We start from the raw sequence: 24,385 nt of genomic DNA on the forward strand, positions 1-24,385 counted from the left end.
ATTGCGTACTCGTTCAGCCATCCCTTACCCGTGGAGTTTATCGAAGATGAAAACACTGTCAGCCAGTGAGTTGACGCACCGGATCACGCTGCGTCGCGTGGAGCAGCACCGTGGTCCTTTGGGTGAACCATTACCGAGTGAACCCATTGATGTTGCTACCGTATGGGCGAATGCGAAGGCCATGTCAAACCGCAAGATCCGCACCGCTGACCAACAGCAAGTTATCGAAACTTATCATTTTACCCTGCGACCGCGTGCGGATGTGGCGCAGGATTGGCAAGTGGTATTGGGTGGTCAGATTTTTACCGTGCGCACCACCGACAGAACGTCACCTGACCGGCTAGTGCTTAAGACGGAGGCTGACGTGCGTCATGATAGAACTGGCCATTAAAACCGCATTAGAGCGTATTACCGGGTTGATCGCGTATCCGCTGCTACTGCCTAAAAGCGCAACGACCGGGGTCACCTTTCAACGTATTTCCGATCCAGAACTCAACACTGGGCTTGTGCGTAGCGGGGTGGTTGAAGGGCGATTTCAGATAACCCTGTATGTGGTCGATAATTTTTCGCAGCTGGCTGCGCTCGATAAGGCCATTTGGCGCGACTGGCACAGTCTCGTTCACGGCAATTTGGAGGGCTATCCGGTGCAATACATCGAACGCGCTGGTCTGCAAGATAGTGCGATACCTCTTAACGATGGCTCCACGCTCTACCGTCGCGCCCGCGATTATCTCATCACGTTTTCGGAGTAGCCCATGGATATCACGATGCAATTCCCTTCCGGGAAGGACTTCGATCGCCTGCTGTCTGAGATGGAGCAAAAGGTAGGAATCAAAGTGTTGCGCGACGCGGGGCGGGCGGCGTTGGCCGTGGTTGAGGCCGATATGAAACAGCATGCGGGCTATGACGAAAATAGCCATGATGAACACATGCGCGACAGCATTAAAATCCGCAGCACCAGTCAGATAAAAGACGATCGCTATGCCACGGTGGTCACCCTCAAGGTGGGACCGAGCAAGCAACATCATATGAAAGCGTTGGCGCAGGAGTTCGGCACCGTCAAACAGGTGGCTAAGCCGTTTATTCGTCCTGCACTGGATTACAACAAACAGCAGGTGCTTAAGGTCTTGGCGATAGAAATACGTTACGCCTTAGAAAATCGTTAATCCGATGCCGCCGCCGTGCGGCTTTTTTATAGAGAGAAAAATCATGCCTGATGAACAGATTAAAAGTCCGTCCTCGTTTGCCACGCTGCCTGCCGGTACGCGCGTGCTGTATGGCCCACTGGGGTCAACTATCGATAATGCTGACCTGCTGCAAAACATCACTACGCTAGGTGCGACGGGCAGTAAAGGGACCTATATCGAGGTCACGCGCCTTATCGATACCGAGCCCAAATATATGCAGGACATGGCCGAAGGCGAGGATAAAACCTTTGTCTTTCTTGATGCGCCAGATGATGACATTCAGGAGGCGTTTATTGACGCGGCGGATGCCAAACAAACGGTGCTGCTGTTTATCGAGTTCCCGAACAAACGTATTGCCACCCAAGAGCTGGCACTGAACGGCCACAGTATGCAGGCGGTCGACTCCCCCAAGGGGAAGGTGCTGCAGGTGGAAGTTTACGCGAAGCAAAACAGCGTGAAATGGTCTAAGAAATCCTCAACGCCGGAGAGTAGTTCATAATGACGTACAAAAATCTGTTACTTCAACCTAACAACGCAACGATTTCCCTGATGCTACTGGGGCAACCCGTCCACATTCGCCGCTTGTCGGCGCAAGATATGCTTGATTACAGTGCGCAAATTGATGATGAGCGTGCGCAGGGCGGAAACTCGGCGCAGTTAGCCAAGGCGGGCGTGGCGCTAATTATTCGTGCGTTAGTGAATGCCGATGGCAGCCGTCCAGACAACGTGGACTTACCGACGCCGGAGGCGATTTTACAGGTGCATTCTCAGGCCGACATTATGCAAGCGCTGACCACGGTACAGCGTCACAGCTATGGCACGCTTGAGGAGGCGGAAAAAAACTAACCGACTCGCCGTGGCTATGGTCAATCTTTTCATTGGCTGACCGCCTCGGTGAGTCTGACCCACGTAAAATCGCCGTACTGCCTGCCGATATGTTGCTGCACTGGCAGGCATACCTGAAAATGCGTGCCGAGCAGGCGGTGTCTGCCTCGGCGCTCCCTCATCACGCTCCTTCTGCATACCCGGCTGAAACGGACGATTTTGCAGAATGTTTACGGATAATAGGCCATGGCTGATGTTGCTTCATTAGCGGTTGCGTTGCATCTCAATGCCGCCAGCTTCAAGGCGCAATTTGTTGACGCGATGAAAACCGCCGATACCAGTGCGCAGCAGTTTAATCAAAAAGCCCAAACCGAAAACCGAAAAACCAAGCAGTCGTTTGTGGATTTGGGGGCAGGGGTTCGGGGCGTCGATGCGGACTTTGGGCGCGTCAATAACAACGTTAACACCAACATTAAGGGCTTTGGGCAACTACGCTATGCGCTGTCCAATTTAGCGGCGGGCGGGAATGTCGCCAGCAGCACGCTGACCAGCGCGTTAATTCCGGCGCTGGGTACGGGGCTGACCTCTGCCGTTTCTCAGGGAACACAGGGTATTCACCAGCAGCGTGAAGCGATGATAGCGCTGGCGACCTCACAGGTTAACGGGGCGCAGTCCATTATTGCCAATGCGCGTGCCGCCCGTGAGCAGGCACAATCCCAGTTTGCCGTGGCACAAAAGACCATCGAGGCGGCAAAGGCACAGCGTGAGCAGGCATTTTCCCTCGATGAGTATTATGCCAAACAGGTGGAGGTGAATAAGCAGTTTGGCGTGACGGTGAATTACCAGGAGGAGCATGCTAAAAACGCCCGCGCCATTACCGAAGCGAATCTGGCGGAAGCTGCCGCAAAACAAAAGATTGCCGCCGCCGCGAAAACGGTACTGGAGTCGGATGTTGCCGAGTCTAACGGCAAGCGCACGTTAACCAGCGCCACGCGAGACCTTGCTGCCGCGAGTCAAGAGCTGTCCGTGGGGCAACGGATGGCGGCAACCAGCGCGGGACTGATGCGAACCGCCATGGCGGCGATGGGTGGGCCAATTGGCATCGGTGTGATGATAGCAATAGCCAGCGCAAAAGCCCTTTATGGCAGCTATGAAAAGGCAGAGGCCGCCACCAAAGGCTATACCGCTGCCTTACAAAAAAGCGGCAATCAATCCGCCATTGCCGTCAAAGATATCCAGTCGCTGACCTACAGTCTGGGCAATACCGAAGGGGCGATTAAGTCGGTGACGGCGGCGGTCGGTGCGGGCTTCGGTGGCAGTATGCTTGAGCAGGTCTCCGCACTCGGCAGTCGTATGGAGGAGGTCGGTCAAAGCTCGGACGATTTGGTCGGTATGTTGTCGAGTCTCAAAGGCGACCCGTTACAGGCGATGGAGAAGCTCACCGAGCAGGGGATTTTGCTTAACGGTAGTCTGATTTCACAGATTGTGACGCTCACCCGTCAGGGTAAAACCAGCGAAGCCACCGCGCTGTTACAAAAAGCGGCGATGGATGACGTTAACCAAAAAGTGACCGAGCAAGAAAGCCAGATTAGCGGCCTTGAAGGGGCATGGAAGTCCCTCAAGAAAACGGTCTCCGATGCGTTTAACGTAATGGGTCAGGCGCACATTGCCACCGCACAGGCGCAAGCCGCTGCCGCAGGCGTCAAGATGGAGGTCAGCAATAAACCCGCCGAAGAAGCCAAGGCCGCCGCCGAAGCGCGTTTTGCGCAGCTGCAAAAAGAGCGAGAAGCCATCACCCAACGGCTCAAGCTCGAAAATGAAATCTCGGGGCTGATAAAGTCAGGCGCTGACCCTGCCAAGGAACGCACCAGACTGACCGATGAGCTCAACCGGAAACTTAAAGCCGGTGAAATCGACGCCCAAAACTACGCGCAGGCGATGAAGGGGCTCAATAAGCAGTTTAAAGAGCACACCCAAACTCGCGCCAGTGCTTATAAAGACGATGAGGCCACGCGCCGCCTGCAAGAACTGCGCTCACAGGAAGCGGTATTGCGGCAGCAGGCCACGCAGACAGACGAATTAAACGCAGCAGAAAAGAAGCTGTTGGCGTTTAATCAGGAAATCGCGGAGCTGAAAGAAAAGCGTATCTTGACCGCCGGTCAACGCAGCGTCTTAGTGTCGGAGGCGCAGCTTCGCGCGCAGCTCGCGATCAACGTCAGCCTTGAGAAAGCCAACGAACAACGCAAGGTTGCGCTGCAGGTGCAAGAGCAGATGCGCGATGTGGCCGAGTCCACGCGCAAGCTGCAGCAGGAGTACGACAATAAAGCCGCTCAGCTCACCATGAGCGCGGCAGCCTATGATCAAATGGTCGAAACCCAACGCATTCAGGAGGATTTTCGTAAGCGTAGAGAGGTATTGGATAAGTTATATGCTGATAAAACTGATTTAGCTTACAAAATTAATGTGGAGAGGTATCGAGTAGCAGAGGAGGAGCAAATTGCCATCGTCCAAAGCGGTGCCGATAAGAAGGCGGCAATAGAGGCTGATGGCTTTGCCGGAATGGAAAAGGGTCTGTCTGACTGGGCGGAGGCTGCCGGTAACTCCTTTGCGCTGGCGCGTGACGCCGCCACCAACACCATGAGTACCATGGGCGACGCCTTTGCCAGCTTCGTGGTGAAAGGCAAGGGCGACTTTAAGTCGATGGCTTCTTCTATCCTGACGGATCTGGGGATGATGATCGCAAAAATGGCCTTCTTTAACGCTATTAAGTCAGGCTCCACGGCGATGGGAGTGCAAGATCTGTTCGGCTGGGCGGACGGGGGCTATACGGGACCGGGCGGCAAGCATGATGTGGCGGGCGTCGTTCACCGGGGCGAATGGGTGGTGCCACAGGACGTGGTGAAAAAGCCCGGCATGTTGAGCTTTCTCAACGAGCTGACCTACGGGGCAGGTTATGCCGATGGCGGCTTGGTGGGTAGTATTACGCCACGCAATACGGCGTCGTCTGCACCCGCACAAACATCCGCCCCCAGCCCCGCACGCGAGCTGCATGTGCATATCCCGATATCGGTTTATAAAGAGCAGGGCGGGCCTGCCAGTGAGGGCGATGATTCGGTCGGGGTTACGGATGATTTACGGCGCTGGGTGCTGGGAACGGTGGAGTCTCGGTTGCAGGATTCGATGCGCGACGGCGGCGAGCTCGATCAGTTTGTGCGTGCCAGGACTTAACACGTTTTCGCTGTTTGTGTCAGTATGTCTCAAAATGACATGAAGGGAGAAGACGATGAAACGCATTATGCTCGGGGTGCTGTGCTGCACACTGCTCGGGACTACTCTGCCCACGCTGGCACGTGACCTGACGCCGCCGGAGAAAAAAATCATTATGGACGTGATTAATGACCAACTAAAAGATCCTGATAGCGCCAAGTATTATTGGTTGAGTGATCTAGGTGGGGATATATATTGCGCTAACGTTAACTCCAAAAACTCCTATGGTGGCTACGGAGGAAAGATGCCAATCATTATGGGAGTCAAAAGGGATACCAATGGACATATTAACTGGGCGCAGGGCATGGTCACTGATGATTCAATACTGTTTCCAACCTGTACGGAAGCGGGCTATAAAATTTAGCCCTTACATTGTTTCGCTGAACCCGCTTATGGCGGGTTTTTTCTTTTCTGGAGGTTAAATGGAAACCTTTCACTTTTCGCCTCGCCCCGGCATGGGGGTGAGCACCAAGCCCAACGTGACCACGGTTAACTTTGGCGACGGCTACGAACAGCGTCGGGCAGCGGGGATCAATGCGCTGCTGGAGAGCTACACGCCGACCTTTCGTATTGCCCCAGGGGAATTGCCCGCCATCGAGTCTTTCTTTCGGCGGCATGGCGCGGTGAAGGCGTTTTATTGGCGCTCGCCGCACCGTCACGTCAGGTTAAAAATTGTCTGTCGTGAATGGTCTCACGTGGTGAATAACCGCTATATCGACGTGAGCTGTAAGTTTGATGAAGTGGTCGCTTAGGAGATGCTATGCAAGATATTCCCCAAGGTACGCTTAACCAGACCACCGAAATTGAGCAGGGGCCGAATCTCGACCTGTGGGAGCTGGATTTAACCGCGCTCGGCGGTCAGCGCTTTTTCTTTCACGACGGCCTGAACGAAAAGGGCGAGCCGGTGGTGTGGCAAGGGCGTGTTTATTCTCCGTATTCGGTGCTCGGTAACGGATTTGAGTTTAACGGCAAAGGCCCCGCCAGCCGTCCTTCCATCAAAGTCTCTAACCTCTTTGGTCTCATAACCGGTATGGCTGAGGATTACGATGGCTTGGTGGGCGTAAAGGTCGTTCGGCGTCAGGTGTACTTGTGCTTTTTGGATGCGGTGAACTTTATCGACGGCAACCCGCAGGCCAACCCAAGCGAGGAAGTGATTTCACGCTATGAGATTGAACAACTCTCTGAGCTGACATCTGAAACCGCCACCTTTACGTTGTCTATCCCCACCGAAACCGATGGGGCGCAGTTTCCGTCCCGTACCATGCTGGCGGATATTTGCTCATGGGCGTACCGCTCAGCGGAGTGCGGCTATACCGGCCCCGCCGTGGCGGATGAGTTCGACCAGCCCACCGCTAACCCCGGCAAGGATAAATGCGGTAAATGTCGGCGTTCGTGCGAGCTGCGTAACAATATCGGTTCGTTTGGCGGCTTCCTCTCCATTGGCAAACTTGGCCGTTAAATCGGAGTCCTTCATGCTTGAAAACGCTATTTTGGCGCACAGTTTGCGTTGTGCGCCTGCCGAGTCATGCGGCTTGGTTATCGCCAGCGCTGACGGGCCGCAGTATGTCCCGTGTATTAATCGCAGTGCCAGGCCAGACACCTTTGATATTGCCACCGATGATTATTTGCAGGCACAACGTGTCGGTGAAGTGCTTGCGGTGGTGCACAGCCATCCCGATGGGATGCCCTATCTCAGCGAGGGAGACCGCGCCAGACAGGTCGCCAGTGCGCTCCCTTGGTGGCTGGTGCACGATGGCATAATTACCCGCTATCGCTGCGTGCCGCCGCTTCTCGGGCGTCATTTTGAGCATGGCGTGATGGATTGCTACAGCCTGTTTCGTGATGCCTACCATCTGGTGGGGATTGAGATGCCCGATTTTACCCGCGCCGATGATTGGTGGCGCCACGGTGAAAACCTCTATCTCGACAATATGCGTGAGACGGGGCTTTATCCGGTTAAGGGAGACGCGCAGCCCGGCGATATTATCCTGGTTTGCTACGGCTGCTCGGTAGCAAACCATGCCGCCATTTATCTGGGCGACCAGCGCATCCTGCACCACCTTCCCAATCAACTGAGCAAACGCGAGGAGTACAACGGCTCATGGCAACGACGCACCCACAGCATTTGGCGACACCGGGATTGGCAACCTTCGTCCTTCACGGCGATTTGCAACGATTTGGCCGCCGCATCTCCTTACACGTAAGCAGCGCCGCCGAAGGCTTACATGCCCTGCTAACCCAAATACACGGCCTACGAGCCCACCTGCAAAACGGTTGGTATCAGGTGCGCATTGCCCAGCATGATGTCGCGCCCGTTGAGCTTGCCCAGCGTATGAATGACCCCTTACCCAATGGCGCGGTGGTGCATATCGTGCCAAAGCTTGCGGGGGCAGCAAAAGGCGGGGTATTCCAGTTTATCGCCGGTGCAGCGCTGACCACGGTCGGCTTACTGACCTCATGGACCGGAGTGAGCTCAGTGTTAGTGTCTGCCGGTATTGGCATGATGTTGGGCGGGGTGGCGACGATGTTGACTCCGACGCCCAAAACCCCCAAGTCGAGCCAAACCGATAATGGCACCGGCAACAGCTATTTTTCCAATCTGGAGAATGCGGTTTCGCAGGGCAACATCATTCCCGTTCCCTATGGGGAAATCTTAACCGGTTCGCGGGTGATTTCGCAGTCCACGAGCATTTGGGATGGTGACGGGGAAAGTGACGTTGACCTTGGTAAGGTGGGGCAACAGCTGTCTTAACCGAACTTGAATCACTCTATTTAAATCCCTGAATTTGAATCACTACGACCTCCTGATGGGGGTTTTTTTTGTTTAAGGAGTCCCCATGGGTAAAGGTGGTGGTAGTCAACATACACCGTATGAGCAGCCGGATAATCTCATCAGTAAGCAGAAAATATCGATTATTGACTGCCTCGGGGAAGGCCCCATTGAAGGGCCTGTGAACGGCCTGCAGAGCGTATTACTAAAAATGACCCCCGCCGTTGATGCGCAGGGGAATAGCAACGTGAATGGCATGAACCTACAGTGGGTTGCCGGTGAGAATGAACAGCCCGCGCTCAGTGGGTTTGAGGGCTCGGGCGTTGAAGTCCCGGTGAACACCGAAATCAAGCACGGTGCACCGCTCACCCGGACTATCACGGCCACCAATATCGACCGCCTGCGCTTTACATTTGGCGTGGCGGCGTTGGTGGAGGCGCGAGATAACGGTGATCGGGTTGCCAGTAGTGTCGCCATGCAGATCCAAATTCAGCGTGATGGCGTGTGGGTGACCGAGCGTAACGTGACGATTAGCGGCAAAACCAGCGGGCAATATTTGAATGCGTTGGTTATCGACAATCTTCCCCCACGGCCCTTCAACGTCCGTATGGTGCGTGCCACGGCGGATAGCACCAGTGACCGACTGCAAAATAAAACCCTGTGGGCAAGCTATACCGAAATTATCGATGTGAAGCAGCGTTACCCCAATACCGCCGTGGTGGGCTTAACGTTTGACAGCGAGCAGTTTGGGAGTGAGTTGCCCGCGCGTAACTACCATATCCGTGGGCGCATTGTTCAGGTGCCCAGCAACTATGACCCCGCAACCCGCACCTATACCGGGATTTGGGACGGCGCATTTAAGCCTGCTTATACCGATAATCCGGCGTGGTGCTTGTACGATATGCTCACCCATCCACGCTACGGACTTGGGCGGCGTATCGGTCTGTCCGATGTGGATAAATGGGCGCTGTATACCTTGGCGCAGTATGCCGATACGTCTGTTCCCAATGGCTATGGCGGGACAGAGCCGCGCATGACATGCAACGGATATATCACCACGAAACGGTCGGCTTATGATGTTATCAATGATTTTTGCTCCATTATGCGCTGCATGCCGGTATGGAATGGGACGCGATTAACCTTTGTGCAAGACCGACCCGCCGATAAGGTGTGGACCTATACCAACGCGAACGTGGTCAATGGGGATTTCACCTACACCTTTAGCCCTAAAAAGTCGCGGCATAATGCGGTGTTGGTGCGTTGGATAAACCCCGATAACGGCTGGCAGGAGGATTTTGAATATGTCTCCGATGATGTGGCCATTGCAGAACAGTCTTTGAATCAACTGGAGGTCGATGCGTTTTGTTGTACCAGCCGTGGGCAAGCGCACCGCCTTGGTCTGTGGATTTTAACCACCGAGAAATACGAAATCCAAACGGTCGGATTTAAAGTGGCAGCCGAAGGGTTGCGCCACTTGCCGGGGGATATCTTTGAGGTGGCAGACAATGACTATGCCGCCAGCATGATTGGCGGTCGCATCTTATCCATTGATGCCAAAAACCAACAGGTCACGCTAGATCGGGCCGTGACGCTTCCCTCGGGTAAAACAGTCATCAACCTCATTGCGGGGGATGGTCAGCCGGTGAAGGTGGAGGTGCGCTCACAGCCCAGCCCTGATGTGGTGGTGCTGAAAACGCTGCCCGTAGGTATCAAACCACTCTCAGTCTGGTCTCTCACGCTGCCGTCACTGCGTCCGCGCTATTTTCGCTGTTTATCGATTAAAGAGGATAAGCCATCCGGCACCTATGAGGTGGTGGCCTTGCAGCACGTTCCTGAGAAAGAAGCGATTGTGGATAACGGGGCGTCATTCGATCCGAAGCCCGGCACCGGGAACAGCACCATTCCGCCCGCCGTAGAGCACTTGACGGTGGAGGTCACCCCTGACGAGAGCCAATATCAAGCCGTCGCGCGTTGGGATACCCCTCGGGTGGTGAGCGGAGTGCGTTTCGAGCTGAAGCTTAATCTCGGTGACCGGGTTGTGGGTACCGAAACCACGTCTGATGGGGAGTATCGCTTTACCGACCTGCCGCTGGGCGAGTACACGCTGACGGTGCGGGCGCTCAATAACATGGGGCAACGCGGTGATCCGTCGACGGTGACCTTTATGATTAATGCGCCGGAGGCACCGGCTTTTATTGAGCTGACGCCGGGCTATTTTCAAATCACGGTGACCCCTCGTCAAAGTTACTACCAGTCAGGCACGCGCTTTGATTTCTGGTTCTCAGAAAAACGCATCACCGATATACGGCGGGTGGAGTCGTTGGCGCAGCAACTCGGTATAGCCAGTTATTGGGTGAAAGACCGTCTGATGCAGCTAGGCACTGATTACTTTTTCTATGTGCGCAGCGTGAATACGGTGGGGAAATCCGCCTTCGTTGAGGCCATTGGTCAGGTCAACAGCGATGCGGAAGGGGTGCTGGATATTCTCAAAGATCAAATCACCGCCGACCAAATGACGCAGGACTTCCTGAAAGGCATCGATAATAACCTGGTCAAAGACGAGTTTGAAAAGGCGCTGGCGGATACCGAGGCCAAAGTTGACCAGAAACTTGAGGTGCTTGAGTCTTCGGTCGGTGAGTCCACCGCACAGCTGCAAGAGCTCAAGCAAACCGTCGCCAAAGAGGGGGAGGCCCTTTCTCAGCGCATCGACAACGTTAACGTGAAGGTCGAGGACAATGAAGCTGCCGTGCAAACCATCAGCAAGGCGCAGTCCAACCTTGAGGGGGACGTGTCTGCGATGTGGACGATGCAGGTGCAGACCACGAAAGACGGTAAGAAAGCGATTGGCGGTATTCAGGCCACGGCGGAGGGGGGATTTAGTCAGGTACTTATTCTGGCAGACCGTTTTGCGGTGATGAACCCGAACGATGGCAGCGTAGATTTACCGTTTGTGATACAGAACGGGCAAATCATTATGGATGAAGCCTTTATGAAATCACTCAATATCAACGGGCGATTTATCGTGACACCGACTGGGGAGCTGTCTATTCGCGCCGATGCGAACAGTAACGTGGGGCTCAAAATGAACAGCTCGCTTATTCAGATTAACGATGAAAAATCACAGCCTGCCGTCAAGCTGGGGTATCTCAATATCACGCTGTGATTTAATAATTAGGAGAATGTATGGGCTACGGATTGGAGGTCAGAAATCGCAGCACGGGGAAAATGTTTGACCTGTCGAATGTGGCAAGTGGCCTAATGTCATTTGTCACCAAGCTGGAGTTTAATGTGGATTACAGTAACGCCAGCTCGATGACGTTTAATGTCTTAGGTGATGTCCCAGCCTCCTCGGAAATCGTGGTGATATACAACGTCTCTACGGCGGCCTTGGATGCGCCTTCCCCGTACTTTGGGGTGGACTTTATCAGCGTGACGGGGTTTTCCCGCAGTGGCAGTAACCTGATTATTCACTTTAACCATAAGCTCAATATTCGCGGCTACCAGCAAGCCCCGCTGTCGATAAGCGTCTACCAGATAACGGGGTTTCCCAAAAATACCGATGCCTATGGCATTGCGTTCTTTAACGGCACGTCGCCGCAGGCCATCACCGACGGCACCAAGCTGGGCTATGTCAGGGAAAGCGCCATACGCACTATCGGTGCCAATGCTGTCATTAGTATTGCCGACATGGCGGGGGCAGGGGATGTGGTGTTTGGGTGGTGGAGTAATCCATCAGCCGTAGTGGAGATGAATCACGCCGATAAAACGATTTCCTCAACGGCTGCCACCACACTTTATCTCACGACATTTGGAGAAATAGCGAACCTAACCCTGCCTAAATATGGCTTGGCTATTTGGAATAAATCGAGAAGGCTGGTGTATACCAGCGCACACATTCCCTTTTCTAAAGTGACCACCAAAAATATCGGCACGTCTACCGTGGATACGGGAGTGAATAAGCCCATGATACCGCTCGGGCGCTACGGCTATGATGCGATAAATAACGGAACATGGACGATACCCATTCGTGGGGCCACGATAAATGGTCGCAACGTGGGCTCAGGACGCTCGGCGCGCAATCAATACAACCGGTTGAACACCGGGGGAACGACGCCCAACATTTCGAATCAGCCCTTACCCTGTCCCATATTGGACGCCACGTTGTATCACAACGTTTAAAGCCCCTCTCAACCAAACTCTTTAATCCGCTTCGGCGGATTTTTGCTTATGGAGGCACCATGTCCGTAAAAATTTCCGGTGTAATTAAAGACGCAATGGGGAAACCCATTCCAGATTGCATCATCGAATTAAAAGCTCTGCACACCACTGCCACTGTTATCACTAAAACCGTGGGCAGCCTACAGCCCGAAGAGAACGGCAGCTACAGCATGGATGTGGAGCTGGGCAAATACAGCGTTACGCTGTGCGTGGAAGGGTATCCGCCGAACTATGTGGGCGAGATTTACGTTCACAGTGAATCGGTTCCCGGCACGTTGAATTATTATCTGGGACTGCCAACCGAAGGGGACCTACCGCCCGCCGCTATCCAGCAGTTTGAGGCGATGGTGGAGCTGGTTTCACAGCAAGCAGCTCAGGTAGAAAAAGATAAAGCCGCTGCTGATGCTAGCGCCAAGGCCGCCAAGTTATCTGAAACCAATGCCAAGACATCAGAGACGAACGCCGAGAAAAGCGCCGCTGCTGCACTCGCTAGTGAGAAAGCTGCGAAAACCTCAGAGACCAATACGGCAAAGGGGATTGAGGCCGCTGCAGCCAGTGCGCAGGCCGCAAAGTTATCTGAAACCAACGCCGATGGCAGCAAAAAGGCTGCACAGGCGAGTGCGACAGAGGCTTTATCGTCTCAAGGTGCTGCGAAAACATCAGAAACCAACGCAGGTAACAGCGCCAAGGCCGCGTCTGGCTCGGCGGATAAAGCTAAATCTGAGGCCGACCGCGCTACCGTGGCAACGGATGGCAAACAGGATAAAAACGCCTTGCTCACGGCGATTTCGGCACTCAATACCGCCGCCGACCAGATTATTACACTGACGGGAAAGAATTCGGTTGCGACTGCTGTTCTGACAAAGTTTGCTAAAGATATGTTGGCGAAAACTGATGCGGCAGGTGTTCGTGAATACCTCGGTTTAAAAGAAGCGCTTATTAGAGGTGATTACGGGGTTGGGGCAACTCATTCACCAGTCATTGGCGGTTCAAATGCAAGTGGTAATAGCGTTAGAGAGCCTAATGGGATGTATTCGGCGCTTGCAGACTATAACGACCTTAGTTCTGCGTGGGGTATTGGCGGCCAAGCGGTTGGCCTAATTAACTTAGGAATGCATCCTACTGCATCCGATAAGTTTAAGAGCCAAATAGCAACATCCTATTCGACTAACGGTCGTATGTTTTTCAGGTGCTCACTTGATGGAACATGGAGGGCATGGAAAGAAATAGCGACAACTGGAGCGGCAGGTTTCGAACTTGGCAATAACTCTAAGATTGTTGGAGTTAGTGGTCAAACTGGGTTTCAGATTCAAAACCGCGCGAGGGCTGAGAATGATTCCTCTGGATCATTAACCATTGCAATACCGATTGGTGCAAATGAACGGCCATTTTTATATCAGTCACCACGCAGTAGTAATGACGGAGCTGTATTAAATAGACTGCCGAGTGTGACAGGTGATCTACTGGCTGGAAACGTAACACCAAAAAATATGGTAAATCAGAACTTTAACAATCACTCTCTAACTAGTTTTGATACGTTTATTTCTGGAGGTACAACGCACGGGGCAATGAATGGCCCAAATGTTGGTTATGGAAACCTGCTTACATTCGGAGTAAATACAGCTGCCACTGGGCAATATTGCACACAGATAGTTACTGATAAAACAAATGCCGCTACCTATATTAGATGCCGTGGTGATGGCTCCACTCCCGTTTGGACTGGATGGCAAAAGGTGACAGTAGCCCCAGTATCTGATGAAAATATGAAAGATATTCGGGGCAATCTCAGTATTGAAGGTGCGCTAGATAACGTTAACCGCATGGAATTTAAAATCTTTGCGTTTAAAAATGATGAATCGCAACGTTATCGCCGTGGCGTAATTTCACAGCAAATTAAGAAGATCGACAAAGACTATGTGTCTCAAGTTGCGGATCACCTATGTCTAGACCCAACACCAATGATGTTAGATGGCTTAGCCGCAATCAAGGCGTTGAGAGCGAGGGATGAAGAAAATAAAAAAAGGATTTATAAGCTAGAGGGGGAAGTTGAACAACTTAAATTATTGGTAGCTTCACTTATTGATACACCTGCTGACACACTTAAACTTTCATAAAAACAATACAAGCAGAAATGGAACAAGAACAAATCGCAGAAGAGTAATCTGTTTTGCGCCGGAGCGTATGCAAGACTCCGGCGCAGTGACAATACCAGTGGATCGCTAATGCGTTTAAGTGATTCAAATGGATATTGTCAGGCGCGGATTGTACGGATTCAACCCGAGATAGCAAATATGATTAGTCCGTAAAAATCTTGGGTTTTTATGCCCGAGCATCAAAATAAAAAAGGGGCATAAAAAGGGGCATATTTAGAAAAAGGGGCACGAAAAAGGGCATTAAGTATGTAGTTAGAGGTAGCTTACGGTAGATAGGATGGTTTTATAACTGGTTGTTTTAAAATGAAAATACATGATATTCAGAGTGTTAGGTTTTCTAGTCCAATACATTGAGATTGTATTGTTCTTTTTTGTTGATGGTTTGTTCTTCTGACATTGAATATGTATCCGGTGTTATGAGGCTCGCAGGGCTAGGCTCCCAACGCGCAATAGTCATTTTCTGGTCTGGCAGGCTCAGGCTTGATAAGCAAAGCCCGAAGCATCCAACCTACGCGGTTATCGCCAGTTCTACTTCGTGGCCTGTATGGTACGGATTACGGCGACGAATTCCAGCGAGTTTTACTGCTTTGTTCCACAAAGCACTGATAGCAGAAATGGAAGCGTGCGGGTTTTGCTTGTGTATGGTTGGTCTGAGCATCATTTTTAAACCCCAGAGCTGTGTTATTCGCCGTGTTGGAATGCTATCTCTGTCTGCGGGTGCTGCAATCAATGTCCACTATCGGTGAACTAACATCGATCTGCCTAAGTAAATGCTGCACTGCTTCATTTGTTTTCGGTACATCGCGGATAATTAACAAAAAAATGCCTACACAAAAATGTATAATTGGGCTACTAGCAATAGCATGGTTGTCATATTAATATGATTTATAGGGTTTTAGTTATATTGCTAACGTTGTTTACACTCAGCGCTTGTATCGTACAAGAGCCTAAAGATATTTCGCTAGACGATGCTGCAATTATGGTTAATGACACTGATGTGAAAAATGACGGTATGGTAAAAAATCAATTTGGTGTGACAACGGGAGCCCGTTGTTTAGAGACTTTAAGCTTTTTGATAAATGAAGATCCAAAGAAATACAATGGGCTTGCTGGGGCCTACCATGACCTAGCTGAGAGATATCGATTTTTAAATGAAAACAGCGCTGTTATGGATCCTGATGCTCGTGAAAAGTACTCGATGTCACTCAGTATGAGAAAAGACTTACTTTGCTCTAAGCTGAGATTTGAAGGTTATCAGCTTATAAAAGATAAAATAAATTTTTAACAATATATGCCATGCTCAATCAACTAATATGAAAACAATAAAAATTCACTACTAGGCTTTTGTTAGATGTAAAAAATCCAACGCTGATGTTGCTGGTACTGACAGATGTCTTGGGGCTTTAATGGGGTAGGCCCTTGCGGCAGCGTTGGATTTTGTGTCAAAAATGCAATTAATTCCTTGCAAGGAAAAATACCCTAAATGTATTTAATCCTAAATTCACCGGATGCTGTGAGGCTCTTATACTAAATTTGCATTTTTTATTTTTTTGGACATGGAATCTCGCTTACTAGAGCCACCATAGTTAGCTGAGCAGGAGATAAATCAGTCCTCTCTTTTGGATGTTCTCTAAGGTAAATTCCGACAATATCTGCTTCTTGGCCTATTGTGATGTTTTTATTGCATATCACTTCAATTGTTGACAAAGTCCCTGCGACACCAGCGACGTATGTCATATACATTAAGGCCTTCTGGTAATCTGCGTTGTTAAGATAATCGAATCCTCTCTCATATAGCTGATATCCCTTGTATAGCGAATTTCCATCTATAGATAAATTTGAATTGGCAAATGAGGAAAGCGGAAAAAACATGAGTAAGGAAATAAACTTATATAATTTTTTCATTATGCTACTCCAAAACCCTCCCGCAAGAGGGCTTATGTATGTTACGCGCAATACCCGCCTTTATGATGAGAACCTGAACCACCATACGGATGTTCGCCTTTTGGGCACGCAATTGCTGATGCAGAAGCGGTTCCAAGGATTGCTACGATCAATAATGCTAAAACTTTTTTCATTAATCCGTCCTTAATTAATATCGAATTCATTTGCAATGGATATGTTTTATTACTAACTATAAATATCCACACAATGAGTGTATAGATTTATTGCTTAGCAATCGATTAGAAAGTAGTAAATAAATTAATATTTAGTTATCTAATTTAAGTGGTGAAATCATTGATCACTCATAAATTAATTCTTGTGGTGAATTTGTTATCACGATAATTATTGTTAAATGGATTAGTTACTGTGGGGTAATAAGAGCAGTGCTCGGCTACATAAGCTTACTGAATAACAAAATGGAGAGAGCGATCGTTGTTTGGTGACATCCAATTACTGACGTAAAAATAGATAAAATGTATAATTTAAGTGTTTTTTATATAACTCACACAGAGAAACACACCAATGACCATAACGCTTCGTCATGAAACGCCGCAGGATATCGATACCATAGAATCAGTCACTGCCAGTGCATTTTTAAACGCGGAACATACCGATCATAACGAACATTTGATTGTTAACGCACTCAGAAATGCTGGGGCACTCACGCTTTCGCTGGTGGCGTTGGATGCTCAACGCATTGTGGGGCATGCTTCTATCTCGCCTGTCATCATTAGCAGCGGTGATTCAGGTTGGTATGGTCTCGCTCCGGTTTCCGTTGTCCCAGATTATCAGGGGAGAGGGATTGGCTCTGCGCTGGTTGAGCAAATTCTGAGTGAGTTAAAATTCCTCGATGCCGCAGGGTGTGTTGTACTCGGCGATCCAGCGTTCTATGGCCGCTTTGGATTTGTTGCCGACGATTCATTGGTCTTGCCTGGGGTTCCGGCTGAATATTTTCAGGCCTTGGCATTTAAAGGACGGGTTCCTGCTGGCGACGTTGAGTTTCATCCTGCTTTCAGCGCAACGAACTAGATTTATCCGAACTTACGCGCCACAAGGCCTGAGCGGTGGCCTTAGGGCTTATTTCAACATAATGTTGAAAATATGATTTTTCGTTGATATTGTATTCATCATTCTCTGTATGCGTCTCGGCGCTATCTGGTATTAGCCTCTATGAAGACTTCGGTTAACAATGCTTGTATTTCTGATGTCACTGATCCTGTCATCATCAGTGAACGTACACTAGTTGTTAAAGTATTACGCAGTGCGTTGCAAATGCTGGGGTGCGTTGTTGGGCGCAATACCGAAGTCGTATTGCATGATCTGACGAATCCTCAGAACTCAATACTGGCAATTGCGAATGGACATGTTTCTGGGCGTCAAATTGGCAGCTCTGTTTTGGCTGGGCCGCAAAATGACAGGGGCTTTTCTGCCGTGATGCAGGAGATCCAGGATGTTTCAAACGATGAGCCTTCTGTGGTGGGGGGTTATGATACGTTGACTCGTTCTGGCAAAAAGCTGCGCAGTGCAACTGTGGTTTACCGTGACGCCCAGGGACATCCATTTGCCAGTTTGTGTGTTAATTCTGACATTAGCGGTATTGAAGCGGCTCAGGCGTGTTTAGCTCAGCTTTTAGCGACTGGCATGCAGCCTGAAAATCAGGTGTCGGAACCGCCCGACATGGAATATCTGATGACGGAAATTATTCAGGGTGCAATGCAGCATAGTGGCACTAAAAACGGTGTCATGAATAAGAAGGCCAAGCTTGAGGCTGTTCGCCAAATGCAGGATCGCGGCATATTTATCGTGAAAGGTGGAGTAGAGAAGGCCGCAAAGGCGCTGGGCGTGACTCGCTATACAATTTATAACTATCTGGAAGAAATCAGACAGAGCCAAACTGTCGCCAAGACTCAGACATCATCGAGGAAAAAATAATGCAAATTGAAATCTTTCAGGTAGATGCTTTCACTGCTCGTGCGTTTGGGGGTAATCCTGCAGCCGTATGTCCGCTAGAAGAATGGCTGGATGACAACACGTTGCAGCAGATTGCGACTGAAAATAATTTGTCTGAAACTGCGTTTTATGTGCGTAAAGATGAAATTATAGAGCTTCGCTGGTTTACCCCGTTGGTTGAGGTTGATCTCTGTGGCCACGCGACGCTAGCGACGGCTTGGGTCTTATTCAACCAGTTCGATGAAAAAAGCCGTGTATTGAATTTTTCAACGCGCAGCGGTGTGCTGAGCGTGACCCGCGACGGCGATTTTTTAGCAATGGATTTTCCTGCTAAGGATCCTATTCAGGTTGATATTCCTGATGGGCTTGCTCAGGCACTCAATCTATCCGTGCCTATTCGTGAAGTTTACAAAGCAGATGACTACATTGTGCTGGTGGATTCGCCAGACGATATTGAAACCCTTGAACCAAACTTTTCTCAGCTCGCTAACTATCCCGTGCGCGGCGTAGTCGTTACGGCGCAGGGAAGTCAGTTTGATTTTGTTTCGCGTTGGTTTGGGCCCAACGTTGGTGTCAATGAAGATCCTGTCACCGGCTCTGCGCATACGTGTTTGGCTCCGATTTGGGCTCGGAAAATGGGTAAGAGCGTACTGACAGCTCAGCAAGGCGGAAAAAGAAAAGGGCAGTTACGTTGCCAATTGCATACCCACACCAACGGAAAGCCACGCGTTATTATCAGTGGGCAAGCGGTGCTTTATCTTCATGGGACGATAACAGTTTAATTTCTAACTTGCCTATAGGTGAAAACAATGACGACAAATATTCATCGCTTTGCCAGTGAATTGCCTTTTCCGTTCGCTAAAGCCGTACAAGCTGGGGATTTTCTGTTTTTATCTGGACAGGTATCGATGTCTGCAGAAGGCAAACCGGTTTACGGTAGTGTTGCTGAACAAACTGAAAATATCATGCAAAGCATCGTGAAAACATTAAGCGAATGTGGCTCAGATTTAGATTCAGTGGTAAAAGTGACAGTCTGGCTATCAGATATGAAACATTTTGCAGAATTTAATCAAGTTTACGCTACCTATTTCAAGCACGGTTTCCCTGCTAGATCGGCAATAAGCTGTGATCTTGTTATGGGATTAGATGTTGAGGTCGAAGTACAGGCCGTCGTTAAAAAGTAATCGATAATTAAAAAATAAAGGTCTGCTAATTTGCAGGCCTTTATTTTTTGGTGATGCTATTTATAAACTGAAAACTTCTTGGTAATAGGTTTTAGTGCTTCAGTATCACCAAACAATGCAATCGCAATAAAGTCTAACTTATCAAGTTCAGTATTAAGCGTGTCTGAAATCTGCTGTTCAGCGGAGTGGGAAAGCATGGTGCTGGTGAAGAAATTATAAGTAATTCCTGCTTCGTTAGCCTTTTGAGTTGCCGTGGCGAGTTGACTGCTATTTTTAGCCTGTAAGACAACCACTGGATAATGGCTCAAATTAGCTTTTAATCTGCTGCTGGCATTTTGATATTCATCAAAAATATTTTCATCGGTGCAATTCGTGATACCGGAACTAAGATGGCAGGCCGCATTCATCAATGTGCTGACTTCATGGTTTCGATTAAGAATAACATAAAGCTTCTTTTGGTTATCTTCGTACATTTTGTTTTCTCATCTAGATATATACCATTAAATATATACAATCAAATGAACTCATTCAATTGTTATATTTAAATTCTCATTGATGAAAACTTTATCTTGGATGTAAGAACGAGGTGTTTTAAAAAGGATAATCGTTTTTAGTTAGAATGTTAGTAGGGGGATATAACGGTGTACAAAAAGATAATCCGCAGCAAATATAGGATATAAGCTGCGGCATAAAATCAGCCTTGATGTGGCATCAATGAGGGATCTGCAACCACGGCGGGTTTATGGCTAGTCAGAGACTGCTCATCTTGAGCAATACTTCCGCTATTATCGGCCCAGGTGCCTTCCATTGTTTTTGTAATGTTCTGATGCTGGTAGTTTAAATCTTGGTTTTGGGCTGCAATGTGCGTGCTTTCTGTACCGCCGCTGTTATCAGCCCATGGGATCTGCATGTCTGCGGCGAAGGCGGTACTGGCTGTTACTGTAGCGAATACCACAGATAAAATGAGCTTTTTCATATAATACCTTATTTTCGTAGTTACAATATATTTACAAGGCATCCATTGCTGTATTAAGAATTTCCGTATTTGATGCGTTTATTTTCGCGCTTATCGACTATGAATAAAATCCATTAAGTGTAGCCTTGTGTATGTATTCGTTTCATTTATGAAATATATAAGTCTATTGTATTTTTAAATCTAAAACCCATTGAGTATTTGTTTAGGTAACGCAGCGAAAATAAAAAAGCCACCCGAAGGTGGCTTTTAGTCGAACGTAGGAAATAGGTTAGAACTGGTAAACTAAACCAACAGCGACGACGTCATCGGTAGAAATACCGTTGTCTTTGTAGAAGCTATCGTCGTTGTCCAGCAGGTTGATTTTATAATCAACATAGGTAGACATGTTTTTGTTGAAGTAATACGTTGTACCCACAGATACGTATTTCACCAGATCTTTGTCGCCAATGCTGTTTGCTGCTGATTGCGTGTTGGCGGTGTACAGATCTTTACCTTTTGACTGCAGGTAGGAAACTTCAGGACGCAGACCAAAATCAAACTGGTATTGTGCGGTGACTTCAAAGTCTTGAGTTTTGTTTGCAACCTGATTGGTGTCGCCATCGCCATATGGCGTCATGTTGTTAGTTTCAGCATACATAGTTGCTAAATAGACGTTGTTAGCATCGTATTTAAGACCGACAGTCCATGCATCAGCTTTGTCGCCGCGAGCGGTGGATAAGTTACTTTGCTGGTCAGTACGATCGGAAGAAGCGTAGCTTGCGCCAGCGCTAATACCCATACCGAAATCATAGGTTGTTGATAAACCGTAACCGTCGCCGTTTTGGTGCTGAACATCACGCGAGTTGTTGCTCAGTTTTTCATTGTCATTGTTAGTACCGTCGTTTTTACCTTGGTACTGTACAGCAACGTTCAGGCCATCGGCTAAACCGAAGAAACCGTTGTTACGATAGGTTGCAACGCCGTTTGCACGACCCGTCATGAAGTTATCAGCCTGAGTATAAGAGTCGCCCCCGAACTCTGGCAGCATATCGGTCCAGCCTTCAACGTCGTACAGCACGCCATAGTTACGGCCATAATCGAATGAACCGTAGTCACCGAACTTCAGGCCAGCAAAACCCAAACGAGTGAAGTTGCCGTCGCTGCCGTTGCCTTCCGTATTATTAGCCTGAACGTTATATTCCCACTGGCCGTAGCCGGTCAGTTGGTCTGTAATCTGAGTTTCGCCCTTGAAGCCAACACGCACATATGACTGGTCGCCATCTTTGCTTGAGTCATCAGAGAAATAGTGCAAACCATCAACTTTGCCGTACAAGTCTAATTTATTGCCGTCTTTATTATAAACTTCTGCTGAGTGAGCTGCGCCTGCTGCCAACAGAGCGGGAATAACCATCGCCAATACTTTTCTTTTCATGATAAAATCCTTGTTATTTTTCGTGTGAATAATAAACACTTAATCATAGGTTTTAATAAATCATTACAGCCATTAGATGCTAACGATTAAGTTCCATTTATCTGAAAGTGTAATTTGTAATAAGATAGATGAAAGTAATAATGAAAATGTCATTAGTTACCTTGATTGATTTAATGAATGTTTTAGTGCTAATTAATTAAGAGATAATTTTTAGTTAATTCAATGTGAATTTATTCTTGATTGCAAATAACTTACTTCTTATTTTTGTATTCTTGGTCACAATTTATTTTTATTTTGACAATAAAAAAGCAGACCGAAGTCTGCTTTTATTTAGTATTGAAATGTAAAATTAAGCCGCATTTTCTGGCGTGATAATAGGGCGCTGAACAGGAACGTTTAGATACGTCATTATACCGTCAGCGGCATGCCGACCTTCGGCAATGGCTGTTACAACTAGGTCAGCACCGCGCACCGCGTCACCGCCGGCAAATATTTTTTTATTGCTGGTTTGATAAGGAATAGCGGTCTCGACGCTGGCGATAATTCGGCCCCATTGGTCCAGTTTTACGTTTTCTGCTTCGAGCCAAGGCATTTTATGTGGATTAAAACCAAAGGCGATCACCACGGCATCGGCAGGCATGACGAACTCGGAACCAGGGACCGGCTTAGGTCGACGACGTCCTGCGGCATCAGGCTCACCCATAACGGTTCTTAGCATGCGAATACCGGTGACGCTTCCATCATCATCGATTTCAATGCTCAGCGGTTGGACGTTAAATTCAAATTCAACGCCTTCTTCACGGGCATTTTTAACCTCTTTTTTCGAACCAGGCATATTGGCTTCATCACGGCGATAGGCGCAGGTTACCGTTTCTGCCCCGTGGCGAATGGAGGTGCGCACGCAGTCCATTGCCGTATCTCCGCCGCCCAGCACCACAACGCGCTTGTTTGCCATATTGATGTAGGGCTCTTCTGGGAGTTCAGGTAATCCCATAACCTGTTTAGTATTTGCAATCAAGAAAGGTAGGGCATCGTATACGCCTGCTGCGTCTTCATTTTCCAAACCGGCTTTCATTGATTGGTAGGTGCCAGCACCGACAAACACCGCATCGTAGCTCTCGAGTAATTCATTGAGTGTAATGTCGCGGCCAATCTCGGTATTTAAATGGAACTCAATTCCCATGGCCGTAAAAATCTCACGGCGGTGCGCCAAAATAGATTTATCCAATTTGAACGAAGGTATGCCGAAGGTCAGCAGCCCGCCGATTTCAGGATGGCGGTCATAAACGACGGCTTTAATCCCGTTGCGTGCCAGAATATCCGCGCAGCCTAAACCCGCAGGGCCTGCACCGATAATCGCAACACGCTTATCCACCGGTTTTACGTATGAAAGGTCGGGCGTCCATCCCATTTCAAACGCTTTGTCTGAGATGAAACGTTCGATGTTGCCCACGGTGACTGCTCCGAACTCTTTACCCAGCGTGCAAGAGCCTTCGCACAGCCGATCCTGTGGACAAACTCGTCCAGTGACTTCTGGCAGACAGTTTGTTTGATGCGAAAGCTCAACGGCTTCCAAAATACGGCCTTCTTTAACCAGTTTTACCCAGTGCGGTATCCGGTTGTGCAATGGGCATGTCCATTCACATACACTATGACTTCCGCATGACAGACAACGACTGGCTTGCCCGCTGGCTTCTTCTTCACTGAAGGTGGGGTAGATCTCAACGAACGTTGCCTTGCGTATCGCAATCGGCTTCTTCACCGGATCATGACGTGCAGGAGTGTTCAGCATCTGCGGTACTTTGCTGGGTTTTGCTGAGCGATTCGGCATCACGATAGGCGCTGCTGATTGGAGTGCTTTACTGGCGCTGCCGTCAAAGAGTAATCCTGAGTCATCGTTCATCATGGCGCGTAGCTGGCGCTGGCGACGCAGATTATTCAGCGTTTCATCATCGATCAGCTTTAATGCATTGCTTGGACAACTGGCGACACAGGAGGGGGCATCGGCGACGCCTGCGCACAGATCACATTTGTGGGCGTTAGCGATAACGCCGTCGGGTAATGTTTCTGTGGGCGCGGGCTGGGTAATCACTTCCATGGCGCCAAAGGGACAGGCCACGACGCAGGTTTTACAGCCAATGCACTTCTCTTGAATAACTTGAATACTGTTGTCGCGCTTTTCGATCGCGTGGTTAGGACACACGTTGGCACAAGGCGCATCTTCACAGTGACGGCATAATACCGCCGTGTGTTTGTGCTCAAGTTTGAGCACGTGAATTCTTGGTTGGAATTGTGCAGGGGTTAGCACATGTTCGCCGTGATTATGTGCCATGACACAGGCAACCTCACAGGCCCGGCAACCGATGCAGTTTTTAGCATCAGCAATAACAAATCGATTCATAACGACCTCACCCACGTCCGGTTAAAATTATTAGTTTTGTTCCGGTGATGCACATAGCATGCAAAGATTAGGGAAAATGACTTATTGAAGGCTAAGGAA

At 49.2% G+C, this 24,385-nt stretch carries 26 protein-coding genes; 20 read left to right on the forward strand and 6 right to left on the reverse strand.

From position 1 onward, the window contains the following. The first annotated feature begins 46 nt into the window (after window positions 1–46). From AB3Y96_RS11240 to AB3Y96_RS11315, 16 genes are all read left to right on the forward strand, one after another. The gene (locus tag AB3Y96_RS11240) at window positions 47–391 is read left to right on the forward strand and encodes a phage head closure protein (RefSeq protein ID WP_279078516.1); all 345 of its coding nucleotides are present in this window, start codon (window positions 47–49) and stop codon (window positions 389–391) included. Then, window positions 372–752, forward strand: coding sequence for a hypothetical protein (locus AB3Y96_RS11245; protein ID WP_279078514.1), 381 nt, complete (start codon window positions 372–374; stop codon window positions 750–752). Before AB3Y96_RS11240 ends, AB3Y96_RS11245 begins: the two co-directional genes overlap by 20 nt. A gap of 3 nt (window positions 753–755) precedes the next feature. Further along, complete coding sequence (locus AB3Y96_RS11250; protein ID WP_367299214.1) at window positions 756–1,166, forward strand: HK97-gp10 family putative phage morphogenesis protein; 411 nt, start codon at window positions 756–758, stop codon at window positions 1,164–1,166. A gap of 43 nt (window positions 1,167–1,209) precedes the next feature. Further along, entirely contained in the window at window positions 1,210–1,686 is a 477-nt protein-coding gene (locus AB3Y96_RS11255) for a phage tail protein (protein ID WP_367299215.1), read from the forward strand. Further along, window positions 1,686–2,033, forward strand: coding sequence for a phage tail protein (locus AB3Y96_RS11260; RefSeq protein WP_367299216.1), 348 nt, complete (start codon window positions 1,686–1,688; stop codon window positions 2,031–2,033). The genes AB3Y96_RS11255 and AB3Y96_RS11260 overlap by 1 nt, the downstream gene beginning before the upstream one ends. Window positions 2,034–2,065: 32 nt before the next feature. After that, a complete protein-coding gene (locus AB3Y96_RS11265) occupies window positions 2,066–2,266 on the forward strand; it encodes a hypothetical protein (protein WP_282815298.1) in 201 nt (66 codons plus the stop codon). Continuing rightward, window positions 2,259–5,240 (forward strand): phage tail tape measure C-terminal domain-containing protein, encoded by a 2,982-nt coding sequence (locus AB3Y96_RS11270; RefSeq protein ID WP_367299217.1) that lies wholly within the window; start codon window positions 2,259–2,261, stop codon window positions 5,238–5,240. Before AB3Y96_RS11265 ends, AB3Y96_RS11270 begins: the two co-directional genes overlap by 8 nt. 55 nt (window positions 5,241–5,295) lie before the next feature. After that, window positions 5,296–5,643 (forward strand): hypothetical protein, encoded by a 348-nt coding sequence (locus AB3Y96_RS11275; RefSeq protein ID WP_367299218.1) that lies wholly within the window; start codon window positions 5,296–5,298, stop codon window positions 5,641–5,643. 58 nt (window positions 5,644–5,701) lie between these two features. Beyond that, window positions 5,702–6,031, forward strand: coding sequence for a phage tail protein (locus AB3Y96_RS11280; protein WP_367299219.1), 330 nt, complete (start codon window positions 5,702–5,704; stop codon window positions 6,029–6,031). Between the two features lie 8 nt (window positions 6,032–6,039). After that, a complete protein-coding gene (locus AB3Y96_RS11285) occupies window positions 6,040–6,738 on the forward strand; it encodes a phage minor tail protein L (protein ID WP_367299220.1) in 699 nt (232 codons plus the stop codon). Window positions 6,739–6,751: 13 nt separating this feature from the next. Continuing rightward, window positions 6,752–7,483 (forward strand): C40 family peptidase, encoded by a 732-nt coding sequence (locus tag AB3Y96_RS11290; RefSeq protein WP_367300311.1) that lies wholly within the window; start codon window positions 6,752–6,754, stop codon window positions 7,481–7,483. After that, entirely contained in the window at window positions 7,381–8,031 is a 651-nt protein-coding gene (locus AB3Y96_RS11295; RefSeq protein ID WP_367299221.1) for a tail assembly protein, read from the forward strand. The genes AB3Y96_RS11290 and AB3Y96_RS11295 overlap by 103 nt, the downstream gene beginning before the upstream one ends. Window positions 8,032–8,116: 85 nt before the next feature. Then, window positions 8,117–11,212 (forward strand): phage tail protein, encoded by a 3,096-nt coding sequence (locus AB3Y96_RS11300; RefSeq protein WP_367299222.1) that lies wholly within the window; start codon window positions 8,117–8,119, stop codon window positions 11,210–11,212. Window positions 11,213–11,232: 20 nt separating this feature from the next. Beyond that, window positions 11,233–12,228, forward strand: a complete 996-nt coding sequence (locus AB3Y96_RS11305; protein WP_367299223.1) for a hypothetical protein — start codon at window positions 11,233–11,235, stop codon at window positions 12,226–12,228. Between the two features lie 59 nt (window positions 12,229–12,287). Next, on the forward strand, window positions 12,288–14,381 hold the full coding sequence (locus AB3Y96_RS11310) for a prophage tail fiber N-terminal domain-containing protein (RefSeq protein WP_367299224.1): 2,094 nt from the start codon (window positions 12,288–12,290) through the stop codon (window positions 14,379–14,381). A gap of 943 nt (window positions 14,382–15,324) precedes the next feature. Beyond that, window positions 15,325–15,705 carry a hypothetical protein gene (locus AB3Y96_RS11315; RefSeq protein ID WP_367299225.1) on the forward strand — a complete coding sequence of 127 codons (381 nt, stop codon included), beginning with the start codon at window positions 15,325–15,327 and terminating at the stop codon, window positions 15,703–15,705. 257 nt (window positions 15,706–15,962) lie between these two features. Here AB3Y96_RS11315 and AB3Y96_RS11320 read toward each other — a convergent pair whose 3' ends face one another. Together AB3Y96_RS11320 and AB3Y96_RS11325 are read right to left on the reverse strand one after the other, a co-directional pair. Further along, window positions 15,963–16,325, reverse strand: coding sequence for a Rap1a/Tai family immunity protein (locus tag AB3Y96_RS11320; RefSeq protein WP_367299226.1), 363 nt, complete (start codon window positions 16,323–16,325; stop codon window positions 15,963–15,965). A gap of 41 nt (window positions 16,326–16,366) precedes the next feature. Next, window positions 16,367–16,498 carry a hypothetical protein gene (locus AB3Y96_RS11325; protein ID WP_282100183.1) on the reverse strand — a complete coding sequence of 44 codons (132 nt, stop codon included), beginning with the start codon at window positions 16,496–16,498 and terminating at the stop codon, window positions 16,367–16,369. A 388-nt stretch (window positions 16,499–16,886) separates the two neighbouring features. Between AB3Y96_RS11325 and AB3Y96_RS11330 the strand changes: the two genes are divergently transcribed. From AB3Y96_RS11330 to AB3Y96_RS11345, 4 genes are all read left to right on the forward strand, one after another. Then, on the forward strand, window positions 16,887–17,393 hold the full coding sequence (locus AB3Y96_RS11330) for a GNAT family N-acetyltransferase (protein WP_367299227.1): 507 nt from the start codon (window positions 16,887–16,889) through the stop codon (window positions 17,391–17,393). Window positions 17,394–17,534: 141 nt separating this feature from the next. After that, the gene (locus AB3Y96_RS11335) at window positions 17,535–18,296 is read left to right on the forward strand and encodes a transcriptional regulator (RefSeq protein WP_072310362.1); all 762 of its coding nucleotides are present in this window, start codon (window positions 17,535–17,537) and stop codon (window positions 18,294–18,296) included. Continuing rightward, window positions 18,296–19,096, forward strand: coding sequence for a PhzF family phenazine biosynthesis protein (locus tag AB3Y96_RS11340; RefSeq protein ID WP_367299228.1), 801 nt, complete (start codon window positions 18,296–18,298; stop codon window positions 19,094–19,096). The genes AB3Y96_RS11335 and AB3Y96_RS11340 overlap by 1 nt, the downstream gene beginning before the upstream one ends. Before the next feature lie 27 nt (window positions 19,097–19,123). Then, entirely contained in the window at window positions 19,124–19,498 is a 375-nt protein-coding gene (locus tag AB3Y96_RS11345; protein WP_072310364.1) for a RidA family protein, read from the forward strand. A gap of 56 nt (window positions 19,499–19,554) precedes the next feature. Here the strand turns inward: AB3Y96_RS11345 and AB3Y96_RS11350 are convergent, their stop codons facing one another. From AB3Y96_RS11350 to aegA, 4 genes are all read right to left on the reverse strand, one after another. Continuing rightward, window positions 19,555–19,971, reverse strand: a complete 417-nt coding sequence (locus AB3Y96_RS11350) for a DUF2000 family protein (RefSeq protein ID WP_367299229.1) — start codon at window positions 19,969–19,971, stop codon at window positions 19,555–19,557. 221 nt (window positions 19,972–20,192) lie between these two features. Next, window positions 20,193–20,474 (reverse strand): hypothetical protein, encoded by a 282-nt coding sequence (locus AB3Y96_RS11355; protein ID WP_072310366.1) that lies wholly within the window; start codon window positions 20,472–20,474, stop codon window positions 20,193–20,195. Window positions 20,475–20,742: 268 nt separating this feature from the next. Further along, complete coding sequence (gene ompC, locus AB3Y96_RS11360; RefSeq protein ID WP_072310367.1) at window positions 20,743–21,885, reverse strand: porin OmpC; 1,143 nt, start codon at window positions 21,883–21,885, stop codon at window positions 20,743–20,745. 349 nt (window positions 21,886–22,234) lie between these two features. After that, on the reverse strand, window positions 22,235–24,286 hold the full coding sequence (gene aegA, locus AB3Y96_RS11365; RefSeq protein ID WP_367299230.1) for a formate-dependent uric acid utilization protein AegA: 2,052 nt from the start codon (window positions 24,284–24,286) through the stop codon (window positions 22,235–22,237). Between the last annotated feature and the right edge of the window lie 99 nt (window positions 24,287–24,385).

Origin of the sequence: Hafnia alvei, assembly GCF_964063325.1 — a bacterium.
Lineage (GTDB): Bacteria > Pseudomonadota > Gammaproteobacteria > Enterobacterales > Enterobacteriaceae > Hafnia > Hafnia alvei_B.